Genomic DNA, 21,443 nt, shown 5'->3' with positions numbered 1-21,443 from the left:
TCAGGACCTCCGTGCGGCGGTGGTCAGCCGGTCCAGCAGGGTGCGCACGGCCTCGACCGCTTCCGGCAGCGCGGCGGCGACCGGGGCGCTGAGCCCGATCCCCTCGTCGACCGCGGCGACCCGGCAGCCGACGAGGTAGGTGTCCGGCAGCGTGCCGCCGAGGCGTTCCAGCCCGGCCAGCATCGCCACCGGGTTCATCCCGTGCGAGTCGAACTCGGCGGCGCCCCACCGGTCCGCGGTGACCTTCAGCACCACCACCTCGCCCGGCGTCCGGCCGCCGGGCAGCGCGTCCACCAGCACCAGCGCGTCGACCGGATCCAGCAGATCGTGGGCCAGGTGCATGCCACGGATGCCGTAGTCGACCACCCGGACGCCGGGCGGCAACCGGTGCGCGCCCGCGAGCCGCCGCGCGACCTCGGGTCCGAACCCGTCGTCGCCCAGGAAGAGGTTTCCGACCCCGGCCACCAGCACTCTCACATCGAGCGCATCCTCAGATAGCGGCGGATGTCCGGGATGGACCTGACCAGCACGACCGCGGTGAGCACGGCGACGGCCATGGTCAGGGCGGTGGTGATGGCGCCGATGATTCGCACGATCGGTTCTCCTCTCGGGACGCCGGCGGGCCGGGCAGGGGCTCCAGCTCGTCCGGTGCGAAGTAGAAGTAGCGGCCGTACCAGTCGTGCAGGTCGGCGGCCGGGTCGTCGACGAGCACCACGGCCACGTGCGTCCGGCCGTCGACGTCGCCGACCACCGCCGTGACACGGGCGGTCTGCCCGGCGAAGAAGATGTCCTGGGCGTCGGCGCGGCGGGACGGGTGGACGCGTACCAGGCTGTCCTTGGCGACCCGGACGCCCGCGATGGCCACCGCGTCGGTCGCCGGATCCACCGCCGCGTCGGCGGCCGGGTCCCACCAGGGCACCTGGTCGCTGCGCCCGCCGTGCAGCCGGTTCAGTTCGCCGGCCGACATGGCGTCGCAGCGGTCGACGATGGCCTGCGCCCGCGGATCGGTGGCGCGCGCCTCGGCCTTCTCGGCGTCGGTCATGGTCATCACCCGCAGGGTGAGGATCTCGTCGATCTCGGTGGAGTCGAAGAGCGCGCCCCCGCTCTGCTCGGCGATCCGGGGGTGGTCGTAGAGGATGATCGGCGCGCCCAGCACGACATCGCCGGATCCCGGTGGCCCCGCGAGCACCGGCCAGCAGCGGTGCTGCGAGCAGCGGGCGGCGGCCGCGGCGGCCGCGGGTGGCGGCTCCAGCAGGGAGACGAACGCCGCGCCGTGCGCCTGGACGATCAGGTGCGCCCCGATCAGTGACCGGCGGATCGCGTCGTCCTTGCCGGTGATCTCGCCCGGATGGTCGTTGACGACGCTCACGGTCAGCCGCAGGAAGCCGTCGTCCGGCTCCACCCGGGTGCGGACCCGGGCGGTCAGCGGCCACCGGCGGCGCACGATCCGGCCGCCCTCGATCGGCTCCACCTCCTCGCCGCCGGGGATCGAGACCGGGAACTCCGCGGCGCCGGTGAGCGGCACCCGCGGCAGCGTGATCTCCCGCTCCACCGCTTCGTCCCAGCTCAGGGCCGTGGTGCCGGCGACGGTCAGCGAGCCGACCGGCCGATAGGTGTGGTCCGGCTCCCGGCGCTGCACCTCCCGGGCCTGCAGGTGCAGCAGTCGCAGCAACACCGTGACGGCGCCGTCCCCGTCCAGCAGGCACTGCATCGCCATGTCCGGGGCCTCGCCGAAGGATCCGGCGGCCGGCGGGCCGAGCACCCCGAACTGCCACCGGGACCGGTTCTTGGCGGCGCTCGCCCGATAGGGGTAGAGCAGGTACCCCTCGTAGAGCACCGCGTCGGCGACGGCCCGCACCGCGTCCAGACTCATGAGCCGGGTCCGTCCTCGGCGAGCAGTTTCTGCATCGTCTCGTCCCAGCTGGTCAGGCCGTGCCGGGACCGGAAGGCGGCGAGAGCGGTGAGGACGCCGGAGTCGACGCGCAGCCAGCCGGTGTTCGGGAAGTAGGACTCGATCATCTGCCGCCACACCGCGACCGGCAGCGCGTACCCGGCCTCGCAGGACCATGGGATCTGCTCGACGGAGAAGCCGGTTTCGCCCCGGGTGAAGACGGTGCCCGAGAAGAGAAAGGTCAGGGGTACGTCGCCGGCGTCGAGCGCGTGCAGGTAGCGGGTGCCGATCACCTCGAGGTCGTACGTGCAGGGCAGCGCCAGGTCCACCTCGGTGCGGCCGACGAAGCCCTGCACCGTGGTGTCGCACTGCATCCAGGAGAACGACTTCAGAGTGTCGGCCCACCGTTCCCGGGTGCCGAACAGACCCAGCAGGGCGTCCTCCTCCGGCTGGTCGTAGCGGCGGCGGCGCGGCTCGATGCGCACCTGGCAGCGCAGCACGACGGCGTGGATCCGGGCGCCGGTGGTCTCCTCCAGGCGCAGCCGCGCGGTCAGTTGCGGCGCCACGGCATAGGGCTCGGCGACCACATCGAGAACGGTGAACCGGTAGTTGCTCATGGCGCGGGCTTACTGCGAGCTCGCACCCGGGTGAAGAACTCGGCGATGGCGGCATGCGCCTCGCTGCCGCCGTCGAAGCCGCGCCAGAGGGTGCGCAGCCGGCCGACCAGTTCGTAGCAGGCGTCGATCGGCACCAGGTAGCTCGACGGGTCGGCCGTGGAGGTGGTCCTGGGCCGGTTGACCAGCACCGCCTCGACGTCCGGTCGCAGCGCGGCCAGCTGCGGGGTGCGCGCCACGATCAGCTCCCAGACGGCCGGCGGCAGGTCGGACTCGGTCGCGCCGGCCGGGCCCGGGAAGAACGCCACCATCCGGTCCTGCACCGAGTTGCGGAACAGGAACGCCAGGCCGACCGGGATCTGCAGGTCGTCCCAGGCCTGCTCGTCGAGGGCCGAGCCGGGCAGCGACAGGTAGCGCTCCGGCACCGCCCGGTAGTGCAGGGTGGCGTGCTCGTCGGCGAAGAGCAGATAGCACGGGCGGCAGGTGCACAGCAGCGCCCGGCTCTGCAGATCGACCACATGCGAGTGCGCGGCGACGATGCCGGCCGCGCAGATGTCGCAGTGCTCCCCGTCGGGTGGCGCCGGGCGGCTGCGGGCGATCCGGCGCAGTGCCGACAGCGGGGCGTTCATGTCGGCGTCCCGGCGGCGGCGCGCTTCGACGCGCTCGCCGCGAGGAGCGTGTCGATGCGCGCCCCGGCCGCCTGCCAGTCGTGGTCCGGCACGGGATCACTCGCTGCCGGCGGACTGCGTCGGCGAGTGCAGCAGGTCCAGCTTCCGGCCGCCGCCGAGGTACATGTGCACGCCGCACGGCAGGCACGGATCGAAGCTGCGCACCGTACGCATGATGTCGATGCCCTTGAAGTGCTCCCGGTCGTTCTCCTCGAAGATCGGCTGCCCCTGCACGGCGTCCTCGTAGGGACCGGGGGTGCCGTAGCTGTCCCGCGGGTTGGCGTTCCACGGTGTCGGGGGGTACGGGTGGTAGTTCGCGATCTTCCCGTCCCGGATCACCATGTGGTGCGACAGCACGCCCCGCACCGCCTCGGTGAAGCCGCACCCGATGCCCTCGTCCGGCACCTCGAACGACTCCCACGTCTTGGTGCGCCCGGCCCGGATCTCGACCAGCGCCTTCTCGGCGAAGTGCAGCGCGCACGCGGCCGCGTACGCCTGGAAATAGGTCCGGGCCCGGTTCCGCTCGATGGTGTTGCTCCATCGTGGAATCTTCCACTCGAACTCGACCGGCCCCTTGAGCGCCGTCTTCGGCAGATTGATCTGCACGCTGGAGCCGGTCGACCGCACGTAGCCGATGTCCACCATCCCGGCGAGCGCGGTGGACCACAGCCGGGCGAGCGGGCCGCCACCGGTGTCGAGAGCGAGATAGTCCTTGCCGTCGTACCAGCGTGGCGACATCACCCAGCTGTACTTGTCGTCCAGATCGCGCTTCTGCGGCTTGGGGTTGGTGTGCTGGTTCCACGGGTGCCGGCGGTCCACCGGGTTGCCCAGCGGGTCGCGGGTCACGAACATCTCCTGGTCCTCCCAGTCGTCGTAGTACGACGAGCCGAGCAAGATCCGGATGCCCAGGTTGATCTCGACGAGGTCGGTGGTGATCAGCTTCCCGTCCACCACGATGCCGGGGGTGACGTACATCCGCCGGCCCCAGGCGGTCATGTCCTCGTACTTGAAGTTGCACACCTCGGGGTCCTGGAAGGACCCCCAGCAGCCGAGCAGGATGCGGCGGTTGCCGACCATCTCGTAGCCGGGCAGCGCCTGGTAGAAGAAGTCGAACAGGTCGTCGTGCATCGGCACGACCTTCTTCATGAACTCGACGTAGCGCATCAGCCGGCTCAGGTAGTCGGTCATCAGCTGGATGGTCGCGACCGTGCCGACACCGCCCGGGTACAGCGTGGAGGGATGCACGTGGCGGCCCTCCATCAGGCAGAACATCTCCCGCGTCATCCGGCTGACCTGCAGCGCTTCGCGGTAGAACTCGCCGGTGAACGGGTTCAGCGAGCGCATGATGTCGCCGATCGTGCGGTAGCCGTGCTCGCCGGCGTGCGGGGACTCGGTGCGGTTCGCCATCTCCAGCACACCGGGGTTCGTCTCGGCGACCATCTTCTCGCAGTAGTCCACCCCGACCAGGTTCTCCTGGAAGATGTTGTGGTCGAACATGTACTCCGCGGCCTCACCGAGATTGACGATCCACTCGCCGAGGTGCGGAGGCTTCACGCCGTAGGCCATGTTCTGCGCGTAACAGGAACAGGTCGCGTGGTTGTCGCCGCAGATCCCGCAGATCCGGCTGGTGATGAAGTGCGCGTCGCGCGGATCCTTGCCTTTCATGAAGATCGAGTAGCCGCGGAAGATCGAGCTGGTGCTCTTGCACTCGGCGACGATCCGCTGCTTGAAGTCGATCTTCGTGTGGATGCCCAGGCTGCCGACGATGCGGGTGATCGGGTCCCAGGCCATGTCGACGAGCTCGGTGGCGCTGCTCGTGCTGTTCCGCCGGCTCTCCGTCGCGGTCATCTCCGTCAGCTCCCGTCACCAGGTCCGGGAGGCGCCGGTGGTCAGCGTCCGGCCCGGCGTGCGCCACTTGGGTTCCTTGTCGAGCGTGCGCGTGGTGATCTGGCGCAGGCGCCGGATGGTCGGGCCGTAGAGTCCGACGGCGCCGGTGGACAGCCGTCCGCCGGGTGGCTCGTCCATGAAGGGCATGAACTTGTCCGGGAAGCCGGGCATGGTGCAGCCGATGCAGATGCCGCCGACGTTCGGGCAGCCGCCGATCCCGTTGATCCAGCCGCGTTTGGGCACATTGCACTTGACCACCGGGCCCCAGCACCCGAGCTTGACGATGCAGGGCGCCGAGGGCGATCTCCTCGATGCTCGGCTGGGTCGCCGCGGTCAGCGCGACCGAATCACCGTCGCAACTGAGCCCGGCGTTGATCCAGAGAACGTGGACCAGAGTGTCGGCTGCTTTCACCGCTTCGGCTGATGGCATGACGGACACGCTTTCCGGAGCAGGTCGAGGCCCTGTGGCATCGAAGATCAACACTGGGTATCGGAGGCGTTACGCTGCGAACACATTGCTCGTCTGCGTGCGACAATGTCAACCGATCCCCGGCGGTCCCACCCGACCGTGATCCCGGACGGAGTCCGATGCACGAGTTGTCGATCGCGCAGAGCGTGGTGGACACCGTGTGCCGGCGAGCCGGCGAGCGGCCGGTGCGCAGCGTGCTGGTCCGGATCGGAGCGTTGACCGCGGTGGTGCCGGACGCGATGCGGTTCTGCTTCGAGCTGGCCGTCGAGGGCACCGTCGCGGACGGCGCGCGGCTCGACATCGAGCGGCGTCCCGGCACCGTCCACTGCCGCCGGTGCGGCGGCGACGCCGAGGTCCCCGATCTGATCCTGCTGTGCCCCTGCGGCAGCGCCGACGTGGCCGTCACGGCCGGGCGTGAGCTGCAGATCGTCTCGATGGAGGTGGGCTGAGGAATGTGCGCGACCTGTGGCTGCGGAGTCCACGATCACGTCCACCACCACGCCACCGAGACGATCACCCTCGAGGAGAAGGTGCTCGCCGCCAACGACGCGCTCGCCGAGGTGATCCGCGGCCGGCTGGCCGACCGCGACGTGCACGCGGTGAACCTGATGAGCTCACCCGGCTCCGGCAAGACCACGCTGCTCGAACGGACCATCCGCGACCTGGACGGCCGGCGCCCGGTCGTGGTGATCGAGGGTGATCAGGAAACGCCGCTGGACGCGGACCGCATCCGCCGCACCGGCTGCGCGGTGGTTCAGGTGAACACCGGCGCCGGCTGCCACCTGGACGCCGCGATGATCGGCACGGCGCTGGACGAGCTGGACCCGCCGCGCGGCTCGCTGCTCTTCGTGGAGAACGTCGGCAACCTGATCTGCCCCGCGCTGTTCGACCTCGGCGAAGGCGGGAAGGTCGTGATCATCTCGGTCACCGAAGGCGCCGACAAGCCGCTGAAGTACCCGTACATGTTCGCAGCCGCCGATCTTGTGCTGATCAACAAGATCGACCTGTTGCCCCACGTCGACTTCGACCTCGACGCCTGCCGGCGGCACATCGCCTCGGTCAATCCTCACGCGCGGGTGGTCATCGTCTCGGCCACCCGCGGAGACAACCTGAATTCCTGGTACGAGTGGCTGACCGCCGCCACCGACCGGGCGCCTTCCGGCTGATCCGGCGCCCGGCCGGCCACGGGCGGCTCAGTCGCGTCGAGGACCTCCAGCATCCGCCACCATCCCGCCTCGGGCTCCCGCACGACCGGCGGCGTGTCCTCGGGCCGGGGCCCGCGCCGCAGCCAGCTCGGCTTACGCCAGATGACCGCCTCGTTGGCGCGGTGCGTTCCCGGTGCGCGTCTGTTCCACATCACGTCGCCACTCCTGAGCCTGTGCTTACGGTGCGTTGATTACCGGTTACAGCCTGCCCGGCGTTCCGGGGCCGCCGCCAGACCCATCCCTGTCCGCACACAAGTGGCGGCCCGCGGCCCCGTCGCTCCCGCTGAAGCCGCTGGTCAGGGCGTCGTCGGACAGATGTGTCCGGTGGCTGGGCGCGGGACTTGTACGCCGCCCGGATGACCCGGCGCGGCGATTCCGGGCCGCAACGACACCTGAAGCAGCGGCTCGTCCAGCACGACCCGGGTCACCTCCGGCACCGCCCGGGCGAGGCCGGCCTCGATCCCGCGCAACGTCGATCGGCACCCGCCGCCCGCGGGCATGCGCAGGCGCACCACGCCGTCCTCGTCGATGCCCCGGAACTCCGCCGTGCCGGGCAACTTCGCCAGCGCCTGACGGACCCGGGCGTCCACGGTCATCGGATGCAGGTCGTGCACCAGCAGGAGGCTCTCCACGAGGGGGTCGGCGCACAGGTCGCGGAGCTGGTCCGGGCCGAGCACGGCCACGACGCGGCTCAGGCCGGCGCCGTAGAGCTGCACCAGGCAGCGGGTCAGTTCCTCGGCGGCGTGCGCGGCCCGCCGGTCGGGACGTGCACGCAGCTCCGACAATAGGTGATCGATCTGCGCGGCGGCTTCCTCGGCCGGGCCGGGTGCGGTCATCGCGTTGTCGCCAGCCGCACCGTGAAACCGCGAAGTGTGCGCACCACCGGCGCGAAAGCCGGGTCCGCGGGGGCGTCCGCCGCCGCCGTCGACTCCATGAACGGCATGAACTTGTCCGGGAAGCCGGGCATCGTGCAGCCGATGCAGATGCCGCCGACGTTCGGGCAGCCGCCCACCCCGTTGATCCACCCGCGTTTCGCGACGTTGCAGCGCACCACCTGCCCCCAGCAGCCGACCTTGACCAGACACGTGCTCGAGCCGTAGCCGGTGGCGAACTCGTTCTGGTCATAGGCGGCGGCCCGGTCACAACCGGAGTGCACTGTGGACTCGAACAGCCATCGTGGCCGGAGCTCCTCGTCCAGCGGCAGCTCGGTCGCCTGGCCGCTGAGCCGGTAGAGCAGCTGCAGGATGGTCTCCGCGAGATTGTCCGGCTGGGTCGGGCAGCCCGGCACGCAGACGATCGGCAGGCCGGCCTTGGACTTCCAGTCCCAGCCGAGGTAATCGGGAACGCCCATGGCTCCGGTCGGGTTGCCGGCCATCGCGTGGATGCCGCCGTACGCCGCGCAGGTGCCGACCGCCAGCACCGCCTCCGCACGGGGCGCGAGCCGGTCCAGCCACTCGGAGCTGGTGATCGGCTGACCGGTCTGCGGGTCGTTGCCGAATCCGCTCCAGTAACCCTGGTCCTTGTTGCCCTCGTCGGGCACGGAGCCCTCGACGATCAGCACGAACGGCTCCAGCTCACCGCGAGCGGCCCGGTGGAACCACTCGACGAAACTGTCCGGGCCGCCGTCGGGCCCGGTCTCGAACCCGAAGTAGGGCCAGTGGAGGGCGATCCGCGGCACTCCCGGCAGCGCGCCGAGCACGAGGTCCTCGATGCTGGGCTGGGTGGCGGCGGTCAGCGCGACCGACTCGCCGTCGCAGCTCAGCCCGCCGTTCATCCACAGCAGGTGCAGCACTCGCTCGTCGCCGGTTGGGAAGAGCATCAGCCGTCACCGTCCGATCAGCCACGTGCGGCGGGTCCGAGACTTGCACGCTGCCGGGCCCGGCAGAAGGACTGTCACCCGTTCGGGTACACCGTCCGCCCTTAGGCTCAGCACGGCGACCCGCGGTCGTCACAGGGCCCAGGAGATTGGAGTGCGATGCCGGAGACTCCCGAGATCCTGCCGATCGTGGTGGTCACGCAGAACTTTCCGGCGCGGCCGTCGGCGCTGCCGGACGTCCGCGACTTCGTCCGGCGAGAGCTGACCGCCACCTCGCCGATGTCCGAACAGCACGTGCGGACGCTGAGCGACCGGGTGGCCGAGGTGCTGCTGGAGGCGGCCGGGCCGCGCGGCGCCATTCAGGTCTCCCTGCGGATCTTTCCCGGCGCGGCCGAGGTCGACGTGCTCGTCGCGCCGGACGCGGTGCCCGCCACCCTCCCGCGCACGTCCGGCCCCGCCGCGCCGGCGCGCGGGCCCGAGCCGGAGCCGGGCGGCGGCCAACCGTCGTTCGCGGCGTGGCTCTCCGGCCGGCTCCGCGACGGCGGCCTCACCCTCGAGGCGGCCTCCCGGAAGATGGAGGTGTCGACGAAGACGGTCAGCCGCTGGGTCAGCGGCGCGACCGAACCCCGGCTCCGCGATCTCTACCGGATCCGGGAGGTCTTCGGCGAGTCGCCCTTCCACTGACCGGACGGCGGGCGATGGCCGCGGTGCCAGCGCAGCGGGCCCGGGTGCAGCGACCACCAGGCACGCCGCCACCAGGATCGGCGGCCGCGCAGCGCGCTCGCATAGGTGACAGCCTGGTCGGCGGCCCGCCGTGCCTGTCCCTCGTCGGCGGCGCCCGGCGCGAAGGCCGTCGTGTTGATCCCGTCCACGAGCTGGTCGAGCGGCGGCAACGGCGCTGCCTCACCGGGCGCCGCCGGTTCCAGAAGGGCGACCGGTGCGGCCCGGCGGAGCAGCCGCCGCGGTGACGGGGACTCCGGGCGGGGAACCGTCGCCGCGTAGGCGGCGGCCTCCGTGGCCGCGAGGTGCCCCGGCACCGGCTTTCCGGCCAGCCGCAACGCATCCGTGAACTCCAGCCAGGCGCCCGCGATCCGATCGTCGGGAGCACCGTCGGAGAGGCGCCGCCGTCGTTGCCCGCGGCGCATCAGCACCACGCCCAGCGCCGCCGCCGCGAGCAGCAGGAACGCGGACCCGGAAGCACCACCGGCCACCACCACGGTGGACGGCCCGCCCGGACCGCCCGCGGCGAGCAGGGGCGGCGCGGCCGATGCGGACGGCTCGTCGCTCGGTGGCGGGGCGTCGGACGGCGGCGGTGGGGGCGTGGTGGGCTTCGGGGTGAAGTCCTCCTCGACCGGCCGCGGATCCCTGCTCTTCGGCATCGGGTCGAAGGCCACCCAGCCCAGGTCGTCGAAGAGCACCTCCGGCCACGCCAGCGCGTCGGCAGCGGTGACCGCGCCGCCGCCGGGCCGCACGGTGAAGCCGACCACCACCCGGCTGGGCAGGCCGGTCAGCCGGGCCAGCAGGGCATAGGAAGCGGCGAACTGTTCCGACGTGCCGACCTGTCCACCCTGGTCGCGGCGGCCGAACAGGAAGTATTCGAGGTTGGGATAGGCGTGCCCGCTCGGCGAGTCGGCGACCTTGCGGTAGTGCTCGGCCAGAAACTCCTCGATCGCGGTGGCCCGGTCGAAGGCGCCGCCGTTGCCGTCGGACAGCTGGTCGGCGAGCCGTTGGATCGGGTCCGGGACGCCCGCGCCGATCGCCAGATAACGCGCGACCGCGTCGCCGGACGGGGAGTCGGCGCCGGGCAGCAGGTTCAGGTCGGGGGTCGGGCGCTCCGAGGTGACCTCGTAGCGCACGCCGCGCTGCAACGCCTCGGGACGGATCAGCGTGCCGGTGGCCGGATCGAACGCCACCCGGGCGCCCTGCACCTCGCTCGGCGTCGGCACCACCGGCAGCAGCCGCCCGGTCAGCCCCTCGACGGTGATGTCCTGGCGCACCTCGTCGACCGTGGCGCCCTCCGGCGCGGGCTGCGGCGGGAGCACGCGGCCGGCATTGCGGTACGTGGCCCCGACCCGCCACGTCACCCCGTCGTAGTCGGACAGCACCGCCAGCCGCAGCCGCGCCGGTTCCTCGCCGGGCGTCGTCATCCGCACGTCGAGCAGCCGCTCGTCCGGGGTCAGCGCCCAGCCGGAGATCCGGTTCAGCGGGCTCTCGTCGAGGCTGTCCACCTGCGGCGGCGTGACGTAGCGGCGCGGGTCGACCGGCGTGGCGGACACCCGGTCGGCCACCCACGGACCGACGGTCGCGATGAGAGCGAGCACCACCGTCAGCCCGGCGGCCGCGCCGGCGAGCGCTCGCCCGCGCACCAGCTTGCGTGTCGCGGCGGGCACGTCGTCGGCATTCGTACCGGTCTCGGGTTTCGAGGTGGCGAGGGCGAGCACGACGAGGCCGGCGAAGGCCGATGTCGGCCGCACCGCCGCGGCCGCGTTGGGGCCGACGACGTAGAGCGCGCCCGCATAGAGCGCCGCGGCGGGCGCGCAACCGAGCAGGACGCGGCCGGCGCGGACGGCGATCTCGGTGCCGGCCAGGCCGGCGAGCCAGGCGGCGATGATCGGTACGACCACCGTGTCCGGCGTGGCCTCGACCGGGATCATGGCGGTGAGCAGGCGCGGAATCCCGTTGATCAGGGAGTCGCGGATGATCGTGGCGAGCGGATCGGTGAGCGCCGCGCGATCGGCGGCGAGCTTGAGCGCGAACGCCGTGTAACCGGCCATCAGCAGCACCGACAGCGGCGCGACACTCCACGACGGCAGCTTGCGCGCGGCCAGCCCGGCGCCGACCGAACCCACCGCCGCGCCGGCCACCAGCCAGGCCAGCAGATCGCCCGCGTAGATCCGGCCCAGCACCAGCCCGGCCAGCGCGATCAGCCCGGCCAGCACGATCGGGACGACCGCCGCGCGCAGCCACCTCACCATCCGCGGACCCCGTCCCAGGCGCCCGCGAACTGCAATCCGTCGTCCGCCTCGATGACGATCATGCCGCTACCGCCGGTGACCGGCGCGGCGTCGCGGTCGCCGAAGAGCCCCGCGATCACCACCGGGTACGGCCCGCGGAGAGCGCCGATCGCGCCCAGGTCGTCGAGCCCGCCGGGCCCGGTGAGGAAGACCAGCGTGTCGCCGAGCCGGTTGGTGCGCAGGCTGCGGATCCGCGCGCCGAGATCACCGTCGGTGAGGGTGACCTCGGTGAGGACGTCCAGATAGGGCCCGGTGTGCTCGCCGGTGACCAGGTGCAGGCCGACCGGCAGGTCCTCGCGCACCGCGGCGGCGATGATCGACGCGGCCGCCTCACACGCCGACTCGAACGTCTCCGGGTCGGGGTGGGCGCCGGCGCGGTCGTCGAGCAGCACCACGATGGTCGGCTCGCTGGTGTCCAGCTGCTCCCGCACCATCAGCTCGCCGACCTTCGCCGAGCTGCGCCAGTGCACGCGGCGCATCTCGTCCCCGACGACGTATTCGCGCAGCGAGTCGAACGTGATCGTGCCGTGCGGGACCTTGTCGATGCGGCCGTCGAGGCTGCGCGCCATGCCGGCCGGGACCGCGCGGAGCAGGTGGATGCGCGGATGCACCCAGACCGTGGCCGGGTCCCCGTAGCTGCGGGCGAGCTCGACCAGGCCGAGCGGGTCGGCGCGGGTGACGTGCAGCGGGCCGACCGGCACGACGCCGCGGCGCTCGGTGGGCACCGGATAGGTCTCGGTGGTGTCTCTGCCGGGCCGCAGCCGCAGCAGCGGTACCGGCACGTCCCGGCCGCCGCAGCGGTCGACGGCGACCAGGCTGGCGGCCCGGAACCGGCTGGCGTTGTGCACGGTCAGGCGCATGGTCGCGGGGTCGCCGCGGGCCACCCGGTCGGGCTCGGCGTGGCGCTCGACGGTGAGCGTGGGCCGCCAGATCGCGAAGACCGCCGCGGCGGCCAGGGCCAGCGCCGCCGCCGCGCCGAGGATGGCCAGGTCGGGGTAGCCGAAGCGGAACCCGAGGACGAGCAGGGCGAGCGCCGCGACGGCGGCGCCGACGCCCCGGGCGGTGACGCCCTTCACGCGCGCTGGTTGTCGGGCAGGGGCACCGGCACCGAGCGGATCGCGTCGTTCAGCACCTCCGCCACCGTGACACCGCGCAGCTGCGCGTCCGGGGTGAGCAGCACGCGATGCGCGAAGACCGGCTCGACCAGCGTCTTCAGGTCTTCGGGCAGCACGTAGCCGCGGTTGTTGATCAGCGCGTAGGCGCACGCCGCCCGGGTGAGCGCGATGACACCACGGGGGCTGACGCCGACCCGGACCTGCGGGTGGTTGCGGGTGGCGGCGGCGAGGCGCACCGAATAGAGATAGAGCGGATCGGCCACGTGCACCCGCATGGCCATCCGGACCATCTCGCCGACCGTGGCCGTGTCGGTGATCGGCTCGAGCGCGTCCGGCGACCGCATCGCCGCGCCGCGCAGCACCTCGACCTCGACATCCTCGTCCGGGTAACCCACCGACAGCTTGACCAGGAAGCGGTCGAGCTGCGCCTCCGGCAGGCGGTAGGTGCCGTCCATCTCGACCGGGTTCTGCGTCGCCACCACCAGGAACGGCTGCGGCACCGGGTGCGGCACGCCGTCGACCGTGACCCGCTTCTCCTCCATCACCTCGAGCAGCGCGGACTGCGTCTTGGGCGAGGCGCGGTTGATCTCGTCGGCGATCACGATGTTCGCGAACACCGGGCCCGGGTGGAACTCGAAGCCGCGGCTCGCCTGGTTGAAGATCGTCACCCCGGACACGTCCGAGGGCAGCAGGTCGGGCGTGAACTGGATGCGCCGCCACTGCCCGCGGATGCTCGCCGCGAGCGCCCGGGCCAGCGTGGTCTTGCCGACGCCGGGCACGTCCTCGAGCAGCACATGCCCCTGCGCGAACAGCGCGGTCAGCGCCAGCCGGACGACCTCGGGCTTGCCCAGCACGACGGCGCCGATCCGGTCCGCGAGCTGCGCGGCGACCTGGGCGAAGCCCTGGATGTGCTGGGGCGGCAGGGGTTCGGTGTGCACAGTCGGTGGCCCTAGCAGTCGGGGAGCTTGTTCACGTTGTCGCCGGCGTCCAGGTTGAGCCACGCGAACGGGATGTAGTTGCGGCCCTCGTAGTTGATCTGGACCCACATGTTGCTGCGCTTGTCGTCGTTGTAGACGAACGCGTAGACCTCTTCGCCGGACTTCTTGCAGTACGCCTGCCAGCGGCTGTCCGGCCGCGCCCAGCCCACCTGCCTGTTGTTGTTCTGGCTGGTGACGCTGAAGACCTCGTTGCCGTTGCGGCCGTCGACGTCGGAGTTGCAATACGTCCGCTGGTCGCCGTCGGGCCCGTTGTTGCAGGTGGCGGTGCCGCCGAGGATCTGGGTCGACTGCGTGCGCTCGCCGGTGTCCGTGCCGGCCACGTTCTTGGCGGTCACGGTGAACTTGTAGCTCGTGTTGGAGATCAGCTCGTCCAGCTTGAGACTCGAGCAGCTGCCGGTGGCGGAGCCGCCGCCGTTGTTCGCGGTCACTGTGCACTCGGCCTGACCGCCGCCGGCCGCCACGCTGAACGTCACGGTGCCCGTGTCGACGGTCGTCGACCCGCCGGTCATGGTCAGCACCGGCTTGGCGACCGTGCGGGCGGTCGCGGTCGCCGGCTCGCTCTCGCCGGCCTCGTTCACCGCGCGGACCTGCACCGCCACCGTCTCACCCGCGCCGAAGCCAGTCAGCGTCACGGAGTTGCCGTCGGTCACGTCCTGCGACTTGTCGCCGGCCTGCACCACGTATTTGGTGATCGGGCGGCCGTTCTCCGCGGGCGCCGTCCAGATCACCCGGACGGCGCCGGCCTTGTCGCTGACGGTGGTCGCGTCCACGTCTTCCGGGCGGCCCGGCTTGGCGAACGGCACCACGCTGTTGCTCACCGGCGACGCCTTGGAACCGGCGCCACGCTCGTTGATCGCGACCACGGTGAACGCGTACTGCTTGCCGTACTCCAGCTCGCCGTCCTTGATGGTCAGCTCCGGCGAGTCGGACTCGCCGACCGGGGCCGTGCCGCCCTCGGAGATCGCGCTCACCGCATAACGCTCGATCTCCAGGCCCTGACCGTTCGCGGCCGGCCAGGTCACCACGACCGAGCCGTCCGGCCGGGCCTGCGCCTCGGCCGCGGTCGGCGCGTCCGGCACCTCGGCCGTCGGCCGCACCGCGTTGCTGGTGCGCGGCGGGCCGTTGCCCTTCTTGTTCACCGCGTAGACCTCGAACCGGTAGGTCTCACCGTTCGTCAGCCCGGTCACGTTCACCGACCGCTGATCGGCGCCGACCTGCATGGTCTTGCCCGCGCCGGACACCACATAACGCGTGATCGCGGCGCCGTTCGCGCTCGCCGACTGCCAGCTGACCCGGGCCTCCGCGTTGCCCGCCGCGGCCCGCACGTTGCGCGGCGCGCCCGGCTTGCTGACCACCGGCTTCTTCGGCTTCGGCGGCGGCGGGGGAGTGGGCGGCGTCGGCGGGGCGTCGCCGCCGAGCACGTCGTCGGCGTACTTGTCGACCGTCCGCACCCGGTGCGCGTTGTCGACGACCCGGGCCGTCGCGGCGCCCGGCGCGTTGATGAACAGATAGTTTTCCCGCACCTCGAGCTCCAGCGGCCCGCCCGGCGAGGGGATGTCGATGCCCTGCTGCTCGCGGCCCTGCCCGTCGAAGACGTGCACCCGGCCGGTGTCGCGCTCGGCGACATAGAAGAAGCCCTCCCAGGCCACCGCCGGCTGCAGCTCCGGCCCGTCGCCCGGCACCGGGAAGTCGCCGCTCATCTTGCCGTCACCGACCACATAGACATGCCGCGCGTCCGGCACCGTCACCGGCACCCGCAGGCCGTTGGTCTGCGGTGCGACCGTGCCCGGCCCGGTCAGCGGCAGCGTGGTGCTCTGCCGGCGATCGTCGCGGATCGTGGTCAGCGCGTTGGTGGTGCGGTTGAGCACCGCCACGCCGGTGTCCAGCGTGGAGATCGCCAGGTCGTGGCTCGGCGGCGCGACCGTGCTGGTGCTGACCTGCGTCGGTCCGGCGCCCTGCTGCGGCCCCTCCGAGGCGATCGGCGCCGCGGTGATCGCCGAGACCGTGCCCTCGCTGGGGACCGCGATCCACAGCCGGCCCGAGCCGTCGAAGACCCCGCCGGTGATGCCCGGCGGATAACGAAGCGGCTGGCCGATCGGGGTCAGCGTGCGCGGGTCGAGCTGGCGGATCACCCCGCGCACCGCGTCGATCACGAAGGCCGCGTCATCGCGCAGCGCCACGCTGACACCGATGCCCGCGCTGGTGTCCGCGGTCGCGAAGACCTTGAGCGAGGCCAGGTCCATCGAACTGATCTGGCCGGTGTTCACGTCGCGCAGGATCACGAAGCGGTCGTTCTGCGAGACCTGCATCTGGTGGTTGCGCCCGCCCGGCACGTCGACCCGGGTGTCCACCTTGGCGGTCACGCCGTTGACCCGGGCCACCTCGCCCTTGCCCTTGCTCCACACCCAGGAGGCGGCGTCGAAGCTCGCCACCGCCTGATCCGCGGCGCCGAGCCCGAGCACGGTGAGCCCCAGACCGGTCAGCAGGCTCAGCACCGTGCCGATCGTGACGAGCCCACCGCGGCTGCGCCAGCGGCCCTTCGATGTGGTCACGGCCTGCGCATCCTTCCCCGTTTTGGACCTTCAGAACGCGAGCCATCATAGGGGGATGCCGATGGCGGCGGGCCCCCGAGGTTTCACGGCTGTGGATAACTTTGATCGCTATCTGTAATGATCATCCCGTGCTGGCGGGCCCCGGCCGCGTCGTGCAGGACTGCGCCGAGGTGGCGAACGAGTTCGTCCCATAAACCGCGACCACCGCGAAGCAGTAGTCCAGCTGATCATTGAGTCCACGCAGCTCAAACCGCGTTTCGCCGGGCCCGACCTCACCCATCGGCTTGAGCACCTCGCCCGGGTGGCCGCCGGTGATGATGGTCGAGTTCTTCCCCTCGCCGAGGTTCGTCCAGGAGATCTCCACGGCGCTGCCACGGTCGCGGACCTGCACGTCGGTGGGCGCCGGGCCGCCGCCGAGAGTTGGCACATCCGGGTCGTTGTCGTTACCGGAGCCGTTGCGGCCGGCGAGCACGAAGACCAGCGCGACCACGGCGACGGTGACGGCCAGGACCGCGGCGATCGCCGCGAACAGAGCAGGACCCTTTCTCTGGTACGGGGGGTTGCTCGGTTTCGTGGGTTCGATCTGGGGTTCGGCGAGCCGGTAGGGCGGGGGGTCGTGGTAGGTCGGTTGCATCGGGATGTGCTGGTCGACGGGCGGCACTTGGTCTTGGTGGACGTAGGTCTGCTGGTAGGCCGGTGGCGTTTGCGTTTGCTGGGCCCGCATCTGCTGGACCGGGATCTGCTGGGCCGGCGTGTTCTGGGCCGGCGTGTTCTGGGTCGGCATTTGTTGCTGGACCGGCATTTGTTGCTGGGCAGGTGGCGCCTGCTGGCCGTAGGCCGGCTGTTGGACGGGTGGTGCGTGTTCGACGTAGGCCGGGTGCTGGATCGGCGGCGGGGGCGCGGACGGCTGGAAATAGGTCGTCGGTTCGTTCTGCTGCTCTGCCGGCCAGCCGTTCGCGGGCGTTGGTGGGGCGCTCTGTTGCGCCGGCCAGTCGCTCGGCGGGGCGCTCTGTTGTGCCGGCCAGTCGTTTGCGGGCGCTCGCTGCATCGGCGGCGTGCTCTGCATTGCTGGCGTGCCCTGTTGTGCTGGCCAGTTGCTTTCCGGGCTGGGCCGGAGTGGTGGCGCGGGCGGCGGCGGGGGAGTGGGTGCGTCCGGGCTCAGCACGGAGGTGTCACCGTCGAGATAGGCCCGCGCCTTCAACACGGCCCAGTGGTGATCGCCGAGCACCGGCTGCCCCGCCTCGACCACCCGCCCGAGCGCTTTCCGCGCCTCATGCCGGTTCCCCAGCTCCTCGGCCACCACGCCCAGGTCGTAGGAGATCTCCAGCATCAACGGATCGGCCTCACCGAGCCGCCACTGCCCCGCCGCGTAGGCCTCCTCCAGCACCCGCCGAGCCGAGGACGGATCGTCGTCATCCTGGTGCAGGCGAGCGAGCTGATGCGCCGCCCCGAGCACCCCCGGGTCGTCCTCGCCGAGGTTCACCCTGCCCAGTCCCACGGCATGCTCGAGCATCGCGATGGCGGCAGCACGATCACCCTGCTCGGCAAGGGTCAGTGCACGCTGCCGGGCAGGCTCGAGCGGGGAGGGCTGAGACACGCGAGACATGCTGCCGCGTACGCCCGCCGCCCGCCAGGCCCGAACCCCGGAATGACCCAATCGTCCCGAAGCGCGACACCCCGCGGCCCACCCTGCGGGTGGGTCCGGGGGCCGTGTAAAGTACTCGCCTGTGCGGCCCGCCGGGCTGCCGATCCTGGGCGCAAGCCCAAGGTCGGCCAGGCTAGGCTGTAATGCAGGTCCGGGTGGCGGAATGGCAGACGCGCTAGCTTGAGGTGCTAGTGCCCTTTATCGGGCGTGGGGGTTCAAGTCCCCCTCCGGACACATTTTAGTACATGATCCACTTGGTGAGGCCTCTGCTTGTATCAGGCGGAGGCCTGGTTCGTATCTGAGCTTGATTCCGAGTTGCCTGTAGACATCGGCTTTGTCAGCAGGATCGGCTTGGCGCAGGATCGTCGCGATGCCGGCCATTGCTTCGACCAGCGTGTTGATCTCTTCGGCGGTCATGGTGCGGCGTCCAGTAATCCGTCGCAGGTCGCCCTCGGCGATGGCCTTCTCGGCTTGGACCTGGGTGATCCATTGCTGGACCAGGATCGGGTCGGTGCCGGCGTCGAGTGCGGCTCGGTACCGCTCGAGCTTGGTCTGACAGATGTTGATCTTCTCCCGGGCCGCGATGACGCGATGCTGGTCGGCGTCGTCGTGCTGGGCGTCGGCCATCGCCTGCAGCGTGGTGCGCAGGTTGGTGGAGGAGAAGGCCCGGCGGATCCAGGGGTCAACGAGTTCGACGATCTTGTCCTCGCGCAGGTAGAGGCTGCGCGGGTGGGCGAGGCGGCTGGCATCGGCGTACTCGGCGGCGTAGGTGCAGCGGTAGTGGTTGCGGCCGTTGTTGAAGCTGCCGATCATCCTACGATCGCATAGGCCACAGAAGAGCAGCCCGGAGAAGGCGTAGGTGCGCTTGCTCCGTCGCGGCTTACGGTCCACGTCGGGCCGTCGCGCTCCGGCCGCGATCATGGTCTGAACCCGTTCGAAGGTCTCGTCGTCGATGAGCGCCTCGTGTGCCTGGGTGGTGGAGTAGACCCATTCCTGGGTGGGGTTCCAGCGCATTTTCGTTTCGTGGCCCAGCGCGACATCGTCGACGTCGATGAGGATCTCGGCCTTGCGCTGCTTGTTCCATACTTGTCGGCCGGTGTAGCGGGGGTTGGTGAGGATGACCCGGATGGCGCTCTTGCCCCACGCCTGGATGTGGCGGTGGGAGTTGCGGGCCGGGTCGGCGGCCGAGGGTGAGAGTATCCCGTCGCGGGTGAGCCGTTCGGCGATGGCAAAGATGCCCGCGCCGGCCAGGTATTCGCGGTAGATGCGTTGCACGACCGGTGCGGTGATCGGGTCGGCTTCCAGCCGGTGCAGGCGCTTGCCGTCGGCCGCCTTGCCGGGGTTCGGGTGCGGTCCGGCGTCGGCGAGGCGGTATCCGTAGGGCGGGCGTCCGCCGAGGAAGCGGCCTTCCATCGCGGCTTGGGCGGCCATCGCGGACCGGACACGGATCTTGATGCGGTTGCGTTCGCCTTTGCTCATCCCGCCGTAGAGGGCCATGACCAGCTCGTGGGCGTCGCTGCCTGGATCGACGGCCCCGCCGACTTCAGGAACCCACAACTGGACGCGATAGTGCTCGAAGATAGGAAAGGTGAGACCGAACTGGTTGCCGTAGAACGCGCGCTGAGGTTCACCGATGACGACGCCTTCGAACCCGCGCCGGGGGTCCTTCAACGCGGCCAGCAGCTCGTTGGCTCGGGGCCGGCGTTTCCACGGCAATGAGCGGGACGTGCCGATGTCGAAGAAATCGGCGACGATGGTGTGTCCCGCGGGCTCGATGAGCCCGCGGGCGCGCGTGAACTGCCAGTTGTAGGACGCCTGTGGGTCTTGGTTGTCTTCGGTGGACACCCGTCCGTAGAAGGCGAATCTCATGGACTACTCCCTAGTAGTGGAGGCTGCCGGCCGTCAGGCGGGTCGCGCCCCGCTGCAGCTCGTTGGACCAGCCGTAGCAGGGCGCGAGCTGCCGCCGCGGTGATGACCGGGTCGTGCTGCGGAAGCTCGATTCGTAGGTCGGCCCGGGTCAATGTCAGGTCGACGGCGTGGTTGCTGCCCGGCGTCCAGTTCCCGGGCTGCGGCGGCGGGGCCGTCGCGGGCGCAGCACCGTAACGTGACTCATTCGCCTGCGGGGTCGGCTGTTCGTCTCTGTCACCCGGCGACAGGTTTCTGTCGCGCGGCTCTGGTTTCGTGTCGCGGGTGACGGGAACGGGCCGAGATTTCTGTCGTCCCTCGGCCGGGTTGCTGTCGCCGTTGTCGTGGGGTGTCACGGCCGCCGCCGGGGATGACCGAAGATCACCAAGGTCGTGACGGCGTCCTGTCGCCCTTCGCCGGAGGAGGTCTGCCCGGCGGTGTGCGGCCCGGTCGCGTACGTGAAGACGTCCTGCTCGTCTGCGGTGTCGATCGGGACGATGTCGTGCAGGTGGCGCAGCCCGGCGGCCCGCGCTGCGGGGAGCAGGATCTGCTCGTGATCGCCGTAGCTGGCCCGTCGGCACCCGGCGGGACGGCCGTGACGACGACGATGGTGCTGCCATCGTCTGCGAGGTGCTGTTGGCAGCGCCTGAGCAGGCTGTTGGCGTCCGCTTCTGCTCCTTCGGTGTCCGGGCGGGGCCAGCGCAGCAGGATCAACGCTGCCGGGACGGGCAGGTGCGTTCCCGGACTTGTCCGGCTGACGTCGGTGATCGTCGAATAGGCACGTCCCGTTGCCTCGGCGGCGCGTTCCAGGTTGATGTCGGCGTCGAAGTCGATGACCGTGCCGTGCACGTCGCTGTAGATCGCGACGAGATGGCGCGCCAGACGCGGCGTCAGCGGGCTGTCGCCGGCGCCAGAATTCCGGGCGACGTCAGCGTCGCCGCTTTGGTCCGCGGTGATCCGCCAGACGATGACGGCGGCCTTGTCGCGGCTGGCGTGGGTGACACGGATGTCGGGGGCCGTGTCAGTCCGGGAGGCCGGGGTCTCGGGCACATTCTTGTCATGGGCAGTCATGGGCAGGTCGCCCCCGCGCCGACTGGCCGTGTTCGCATCTCACTAAGGCGTCGCGCCGCCGCAATTCGCCGGGCTGTCCGCGTCGGCGCGCTCAACACCAACCCAACAATCCGACGACGTCGCCCGCGGCCCGACCCAACAGGGCCAGGGTCCGGACGCCGGGCTTACCCAACAAAGTCGACGATCCGTACCCAACGCGCACGGATCGTCGACTGTTGGGCTCGCGCAGATCCTCAGCGCCGCCAGGCCTGGTCGTCGTACCGGTGTCCGCTGTTGGGCGGCTTGCGGTCGACGCCGACGCGCGGCGACGGCCTCGGCACGGGGAGCTGGCCCTCCTGATCGCGCCGGGGGTGCAATTGCCGGGAACCAAGCAACCGGCGAAGGGTCAGAGGAGATCCGTGATCAGACTTCCGGGCGCCCACTGACTGCCGGCCCGTGCGCGGCGCGGGCCTGCGTGCCGTGACCGGACCACCAAACCTCCCCCCACTGGGCTGGGGGGGGGGGGGGGGGGGGGGGGGGGGGGGGGGGGGGGAAAAAAAAAAAAAAAACGAAAGAAAAAGGAGGGCAGACCAAAAAAAAAGATGGGGGGGTGG

The 21,443-nt window shown here is 71.0% G+C and carries 19 protein-coding genes and 1 tRNA gene; 4 read left to right on the top strand and 16 right to left on the bottom strand.

Going from position 1 to position 21,443, the window contains the following annotated elements:
* From ACZ6TI_RS35915 to ACZ6TI_RS35885, 7 genes are all read right to left on the bottom strand, one after another.
* Positions 1-477: a hydrogenase maturation protease gene (locus tag ACZ6TI_RS35915; protein WP_465349673.1), complete on the bottom strand. Its 477-nt coding sequence runs from the start codon at positions 475-477 to the stop codon at positions 1-3.
* A complete protein-coding gene (locus ACZ6TI_RS35910; protein ID WP_465349672.1) occupies positions 474-593 on the bottom strand; it encodes a DUF6893 family small protein in 120 nt (39 codons plus the stop codon). Before ACZ6TI_RS35910 ends, ACZ6TI_RS35915 begins: the two co-directional genes overlap by 4 nt.
* Positions 560-1,873, bottom strand: a complete 1,314-nt coding sequence (locus tag ACZ6TI_RS35905) for a hypothetical protein (protein ID WP_465349671.1) — start codon at positions 1,871-1,873, stop codon at positions 560-562. The genes ACZ6TI_RS35910 and ACZ6TI_RS35905 overlap by 34 nt, the downstream gene beginning before the upstream one ends.
* Positions 1,870-2,508 carry a DUF6084 family protein gene (locus ACZ6TI_RS35900; protein ID WP_465349670.1) on the bottom strand — a complete coding sequence of 213 codons (639 nt, stop codon included), beginning with the start codon at positions 2,506-2,508 and terminating at the stop codon, positions 1,870-1,872. Before ACZ6TI_RS35900 ends, ACZ6TI_RS35905 begins: the two co-directional genes overlap by 4 nt.
* A complete protein-coding gene (locus ACZ6TI_RS35895; RefSeq protein WP_465349669.1) occupies positions 2,505-3,134 on the bottom strand; it encodes a DUF5947 family protein in 630 nt (209 codons plus the stop codon). Before ACZ6TI_RS35895 ends, ACZ6TI_RS35900 begins: the two co-directional genes overlap by 4 nt.
* A gap of 96 nt (positions 3,135-3,230) precedes the next feature.
* Positions 3,231-5,021 carry a nickel-dependent hydrogenase large subunit gene (locus tag ACZ6TI_RS35890; RefSeq protein WP_465349668.1) on the bottom strand — a complete coding sequence of 597 codons (1,791 nt, stop codon included), beginning with the start codon at positions 5,019-5,021 and terminating at the stop codon, positions 3,231-3,233.
* Positions 5,022-5,036: 15 nt separating this feature from the next.
* On the bottom strand, positions 5,037-5,345 hold the full coding sequence (locus tag ACZ6TI_RS35885; RefSeq protein ID WP_465349741.1) for a hypothetical protein: 309 nt from the start codon (positions 5,343-5,345) through the stop codon (positions 5,037-5,039).
* 303 nt (positions 5,346-5,648) lie between these two features.
* Between ACZ6TI_RS35885 and ACZ6TI_RS35880 the strand changes: the two genes are divergently transcribed.
* Both ACZ6TI_RS35880 and hypB read left to right on the top strand, forming a co-directional pair.
* Positions 5,649-5,978 (top strand): hydrogenase maturation nickel metallochaperone HypA/HybF, encoded by a 330-nt coding sequence (locus ACZ6TI_RS35880; protein WP_465349667.1) that lies wholly within the window; start codon positions 5,649-5,651, stop codon positions 5,976-5,978.
* A 3-nt stretch (positions 5,979-5,981) separates the two neighbouring features.
* The gene (hypB, locus tag ACZ6TI_RS35875) at positions 5,982-6,695 is read left to right on the top strand and encodes a hydrogenase nickel incorporation protein HypB (RefSeq protein ID WP_465349666.1); all 714 of its coding nucleotides are present in this window, start codon (positions 5,982-5,984) and stop codon (positions 6,693-6,695) included.
* 335 nt (positions 6,696-7,030) lie between these two features.
* On the opposite strand, the gene ACZ6TI_RS35870 is transcribed toward hypB, so the two are convergent.
* Both ACZ6TI_RS35870 and ACZ6TI_RS35865 read right to left on the bottom strand, forming a co-directional pair.
* The gene (locus ACZ6TI_RS35870; RefSeq protein WP_465349665.1) at positions 7,031-7,570 is read right to left on the bottom strand and encodes a hypothetical protein; all 540 of its coding nucleotides are present in this window, start codon (positions 7,568-7,570) and stop codon (positions 7,031-7,033) included.
* Positions 7,567-8,553 carry an NADH-quinone oxidoreductase subunit B family protein gene (locus tag ACZ6TI_RS35865; RefSeq protein WP_465349664.1) on the bottom strand — a complete coding sequence of 329 codons (987 nt, stop codon included), beginning with the start codon at positions 8,551-8,553 and terminating at the stop codon, positions 7,567-7,569. The genes ACZ6TI_RS35870 and ACZ6TI_RS35865 overlap by 4 nt, the downstream gene beginning before the upstream one ends.
* 156 nt (positions 8,554-8,709) lie before the next feature.
* Here ACZ6TI_RS35865 and ACZ6TI_RS35860 point away from each other — a divergent pair, with 156 nt between their 5' ends.
* The gene (locus ACZ6TI_RS35860) at positions 8,710-9,234 is read left to right on the top strand and encodes a helix-turn-helix domain-containing protein (RefSeq protein ID WP_465349663.1); all 525 of its coding nucleotides are present in this window, start codon (positions 8,710-8,712) and stop codon (positions 9,232-9,234) included.
* On the opposite strand, the gene ACZ6TI_RS35855 is transcribed toward ACZ6TI_RS35860, so the two are convergent.
* The 5 genes from ACZ6TI_RS35855 to ACZ6TI_RS35835 form a co-directional block, all read right to left on the bottom strand.
* Positions 9,192-11,525 (bottom strand): transglutaminase TgpA family protein, encoded by a 2,334-nt coding sequence (locus ACZ6TI_RS35855; protein WP_465349662.1) that lies wholly within the window; start codon positions 11,523-11,525, stop codon positions 9,192-9,194. The genes ACZ6TI_RS35860 and ACZ6TI_RS35855 overlap by 43 nt on opposite strands.
* Entirely contained in the window at positions 11,519-12,640 is a 1,122-nt protein-coding gene (locus ACZ6TI_RS35850) for a DUF58 domain-containing protein (protein WP_465349661.1), read from the bottom strand. Before ACZ6TI_RS35850 ends, ACZ6TI_RS35855 begins: the two co-directional genes overlap by 7 nt.
* Entirely contained in the window at positions 12,637-13,617 is a 981-nt protein-coding gene (locus ACZ6TI_RS35845) for an AAA family ATPase (RefSeq protein WP_465349660.1), read from the bottom strand. The genes ACZ6TI_RS35850 and ACZ6TI_RS35845 overlap by 4 nt, the downstream gene beginning before the upstream one ends.
* Before the next feature lie 11 nt (positions 13,618-13,628).
* Positions 13,629-16,229 (bottom strand): fibronectin type III domain-containing protein, encoded by a 2,601-nt coding sequence (locus ACZ6TI_RS35840; RefSeq protein WP_465349659.1) that lies wholly within the window; start codon positions 16,227-16,229, stop codon positions 13,629-13,631.
* Between the two features lie 121 nt (positions 16,230-16,350).
* A complete protein-coding gene (locus ACZ6TI_RS35835) occupies positions 16,351-17,826 on the bottom strand; it encodes a tetratricopeptide repeat protein (RefSeq protein ID WP_465349658.1) in 1,476 nt (491 codons plus the stop codon).
* Between the two features lie 197 nt (positions 17,827-18,023).
* Here ACZ6TI_RS35835 and ACZ6TI_RS35830 point away from each other — a divergent pair.
* Positions 18,024-18,108 (top strand) — tRNA-Leu (locus ACZ6TI_RS35830).
* Here ACZ6TI_RS35830 and ACZ6TI_RS35825 read toward each other — a convergent pair.
* A complete protein-coding gene (locus tag ACZ6TI_RS35825; protein ID WP_465349657.1) occupies positions 18,073-19,743 on the bottom strand; it encodes a recombinase family protein in 1,671 nt (556 codons plus the stop codon). The genes ACZ6TI_RS35830 and ACZ6TI_RS35825 overlap by 36 nt on opposite strands.
* Before the next feature lie 417 nt (positions 19,744-20,160).
* On the bottom strand, positions 20,161-20,850 hold the full coding sequence (locus tag ACZ6TI_RS35820) for a hypothetical protein (RefSeq protein ID WP_465349656.1): 690 nt from the start codon (positions 20,848-20,850) through the stop codon (positions 20,161-20,163).
* Positions 20,851-21,443 lie beyond the last annotated feature (593 nt).

This window comes from Actinoplanes sp. NPDC051388, from assembly GCF_055586225.1.
This window is presented reverse-complemented; position numbering and strand designations above follow the sequence as displayed.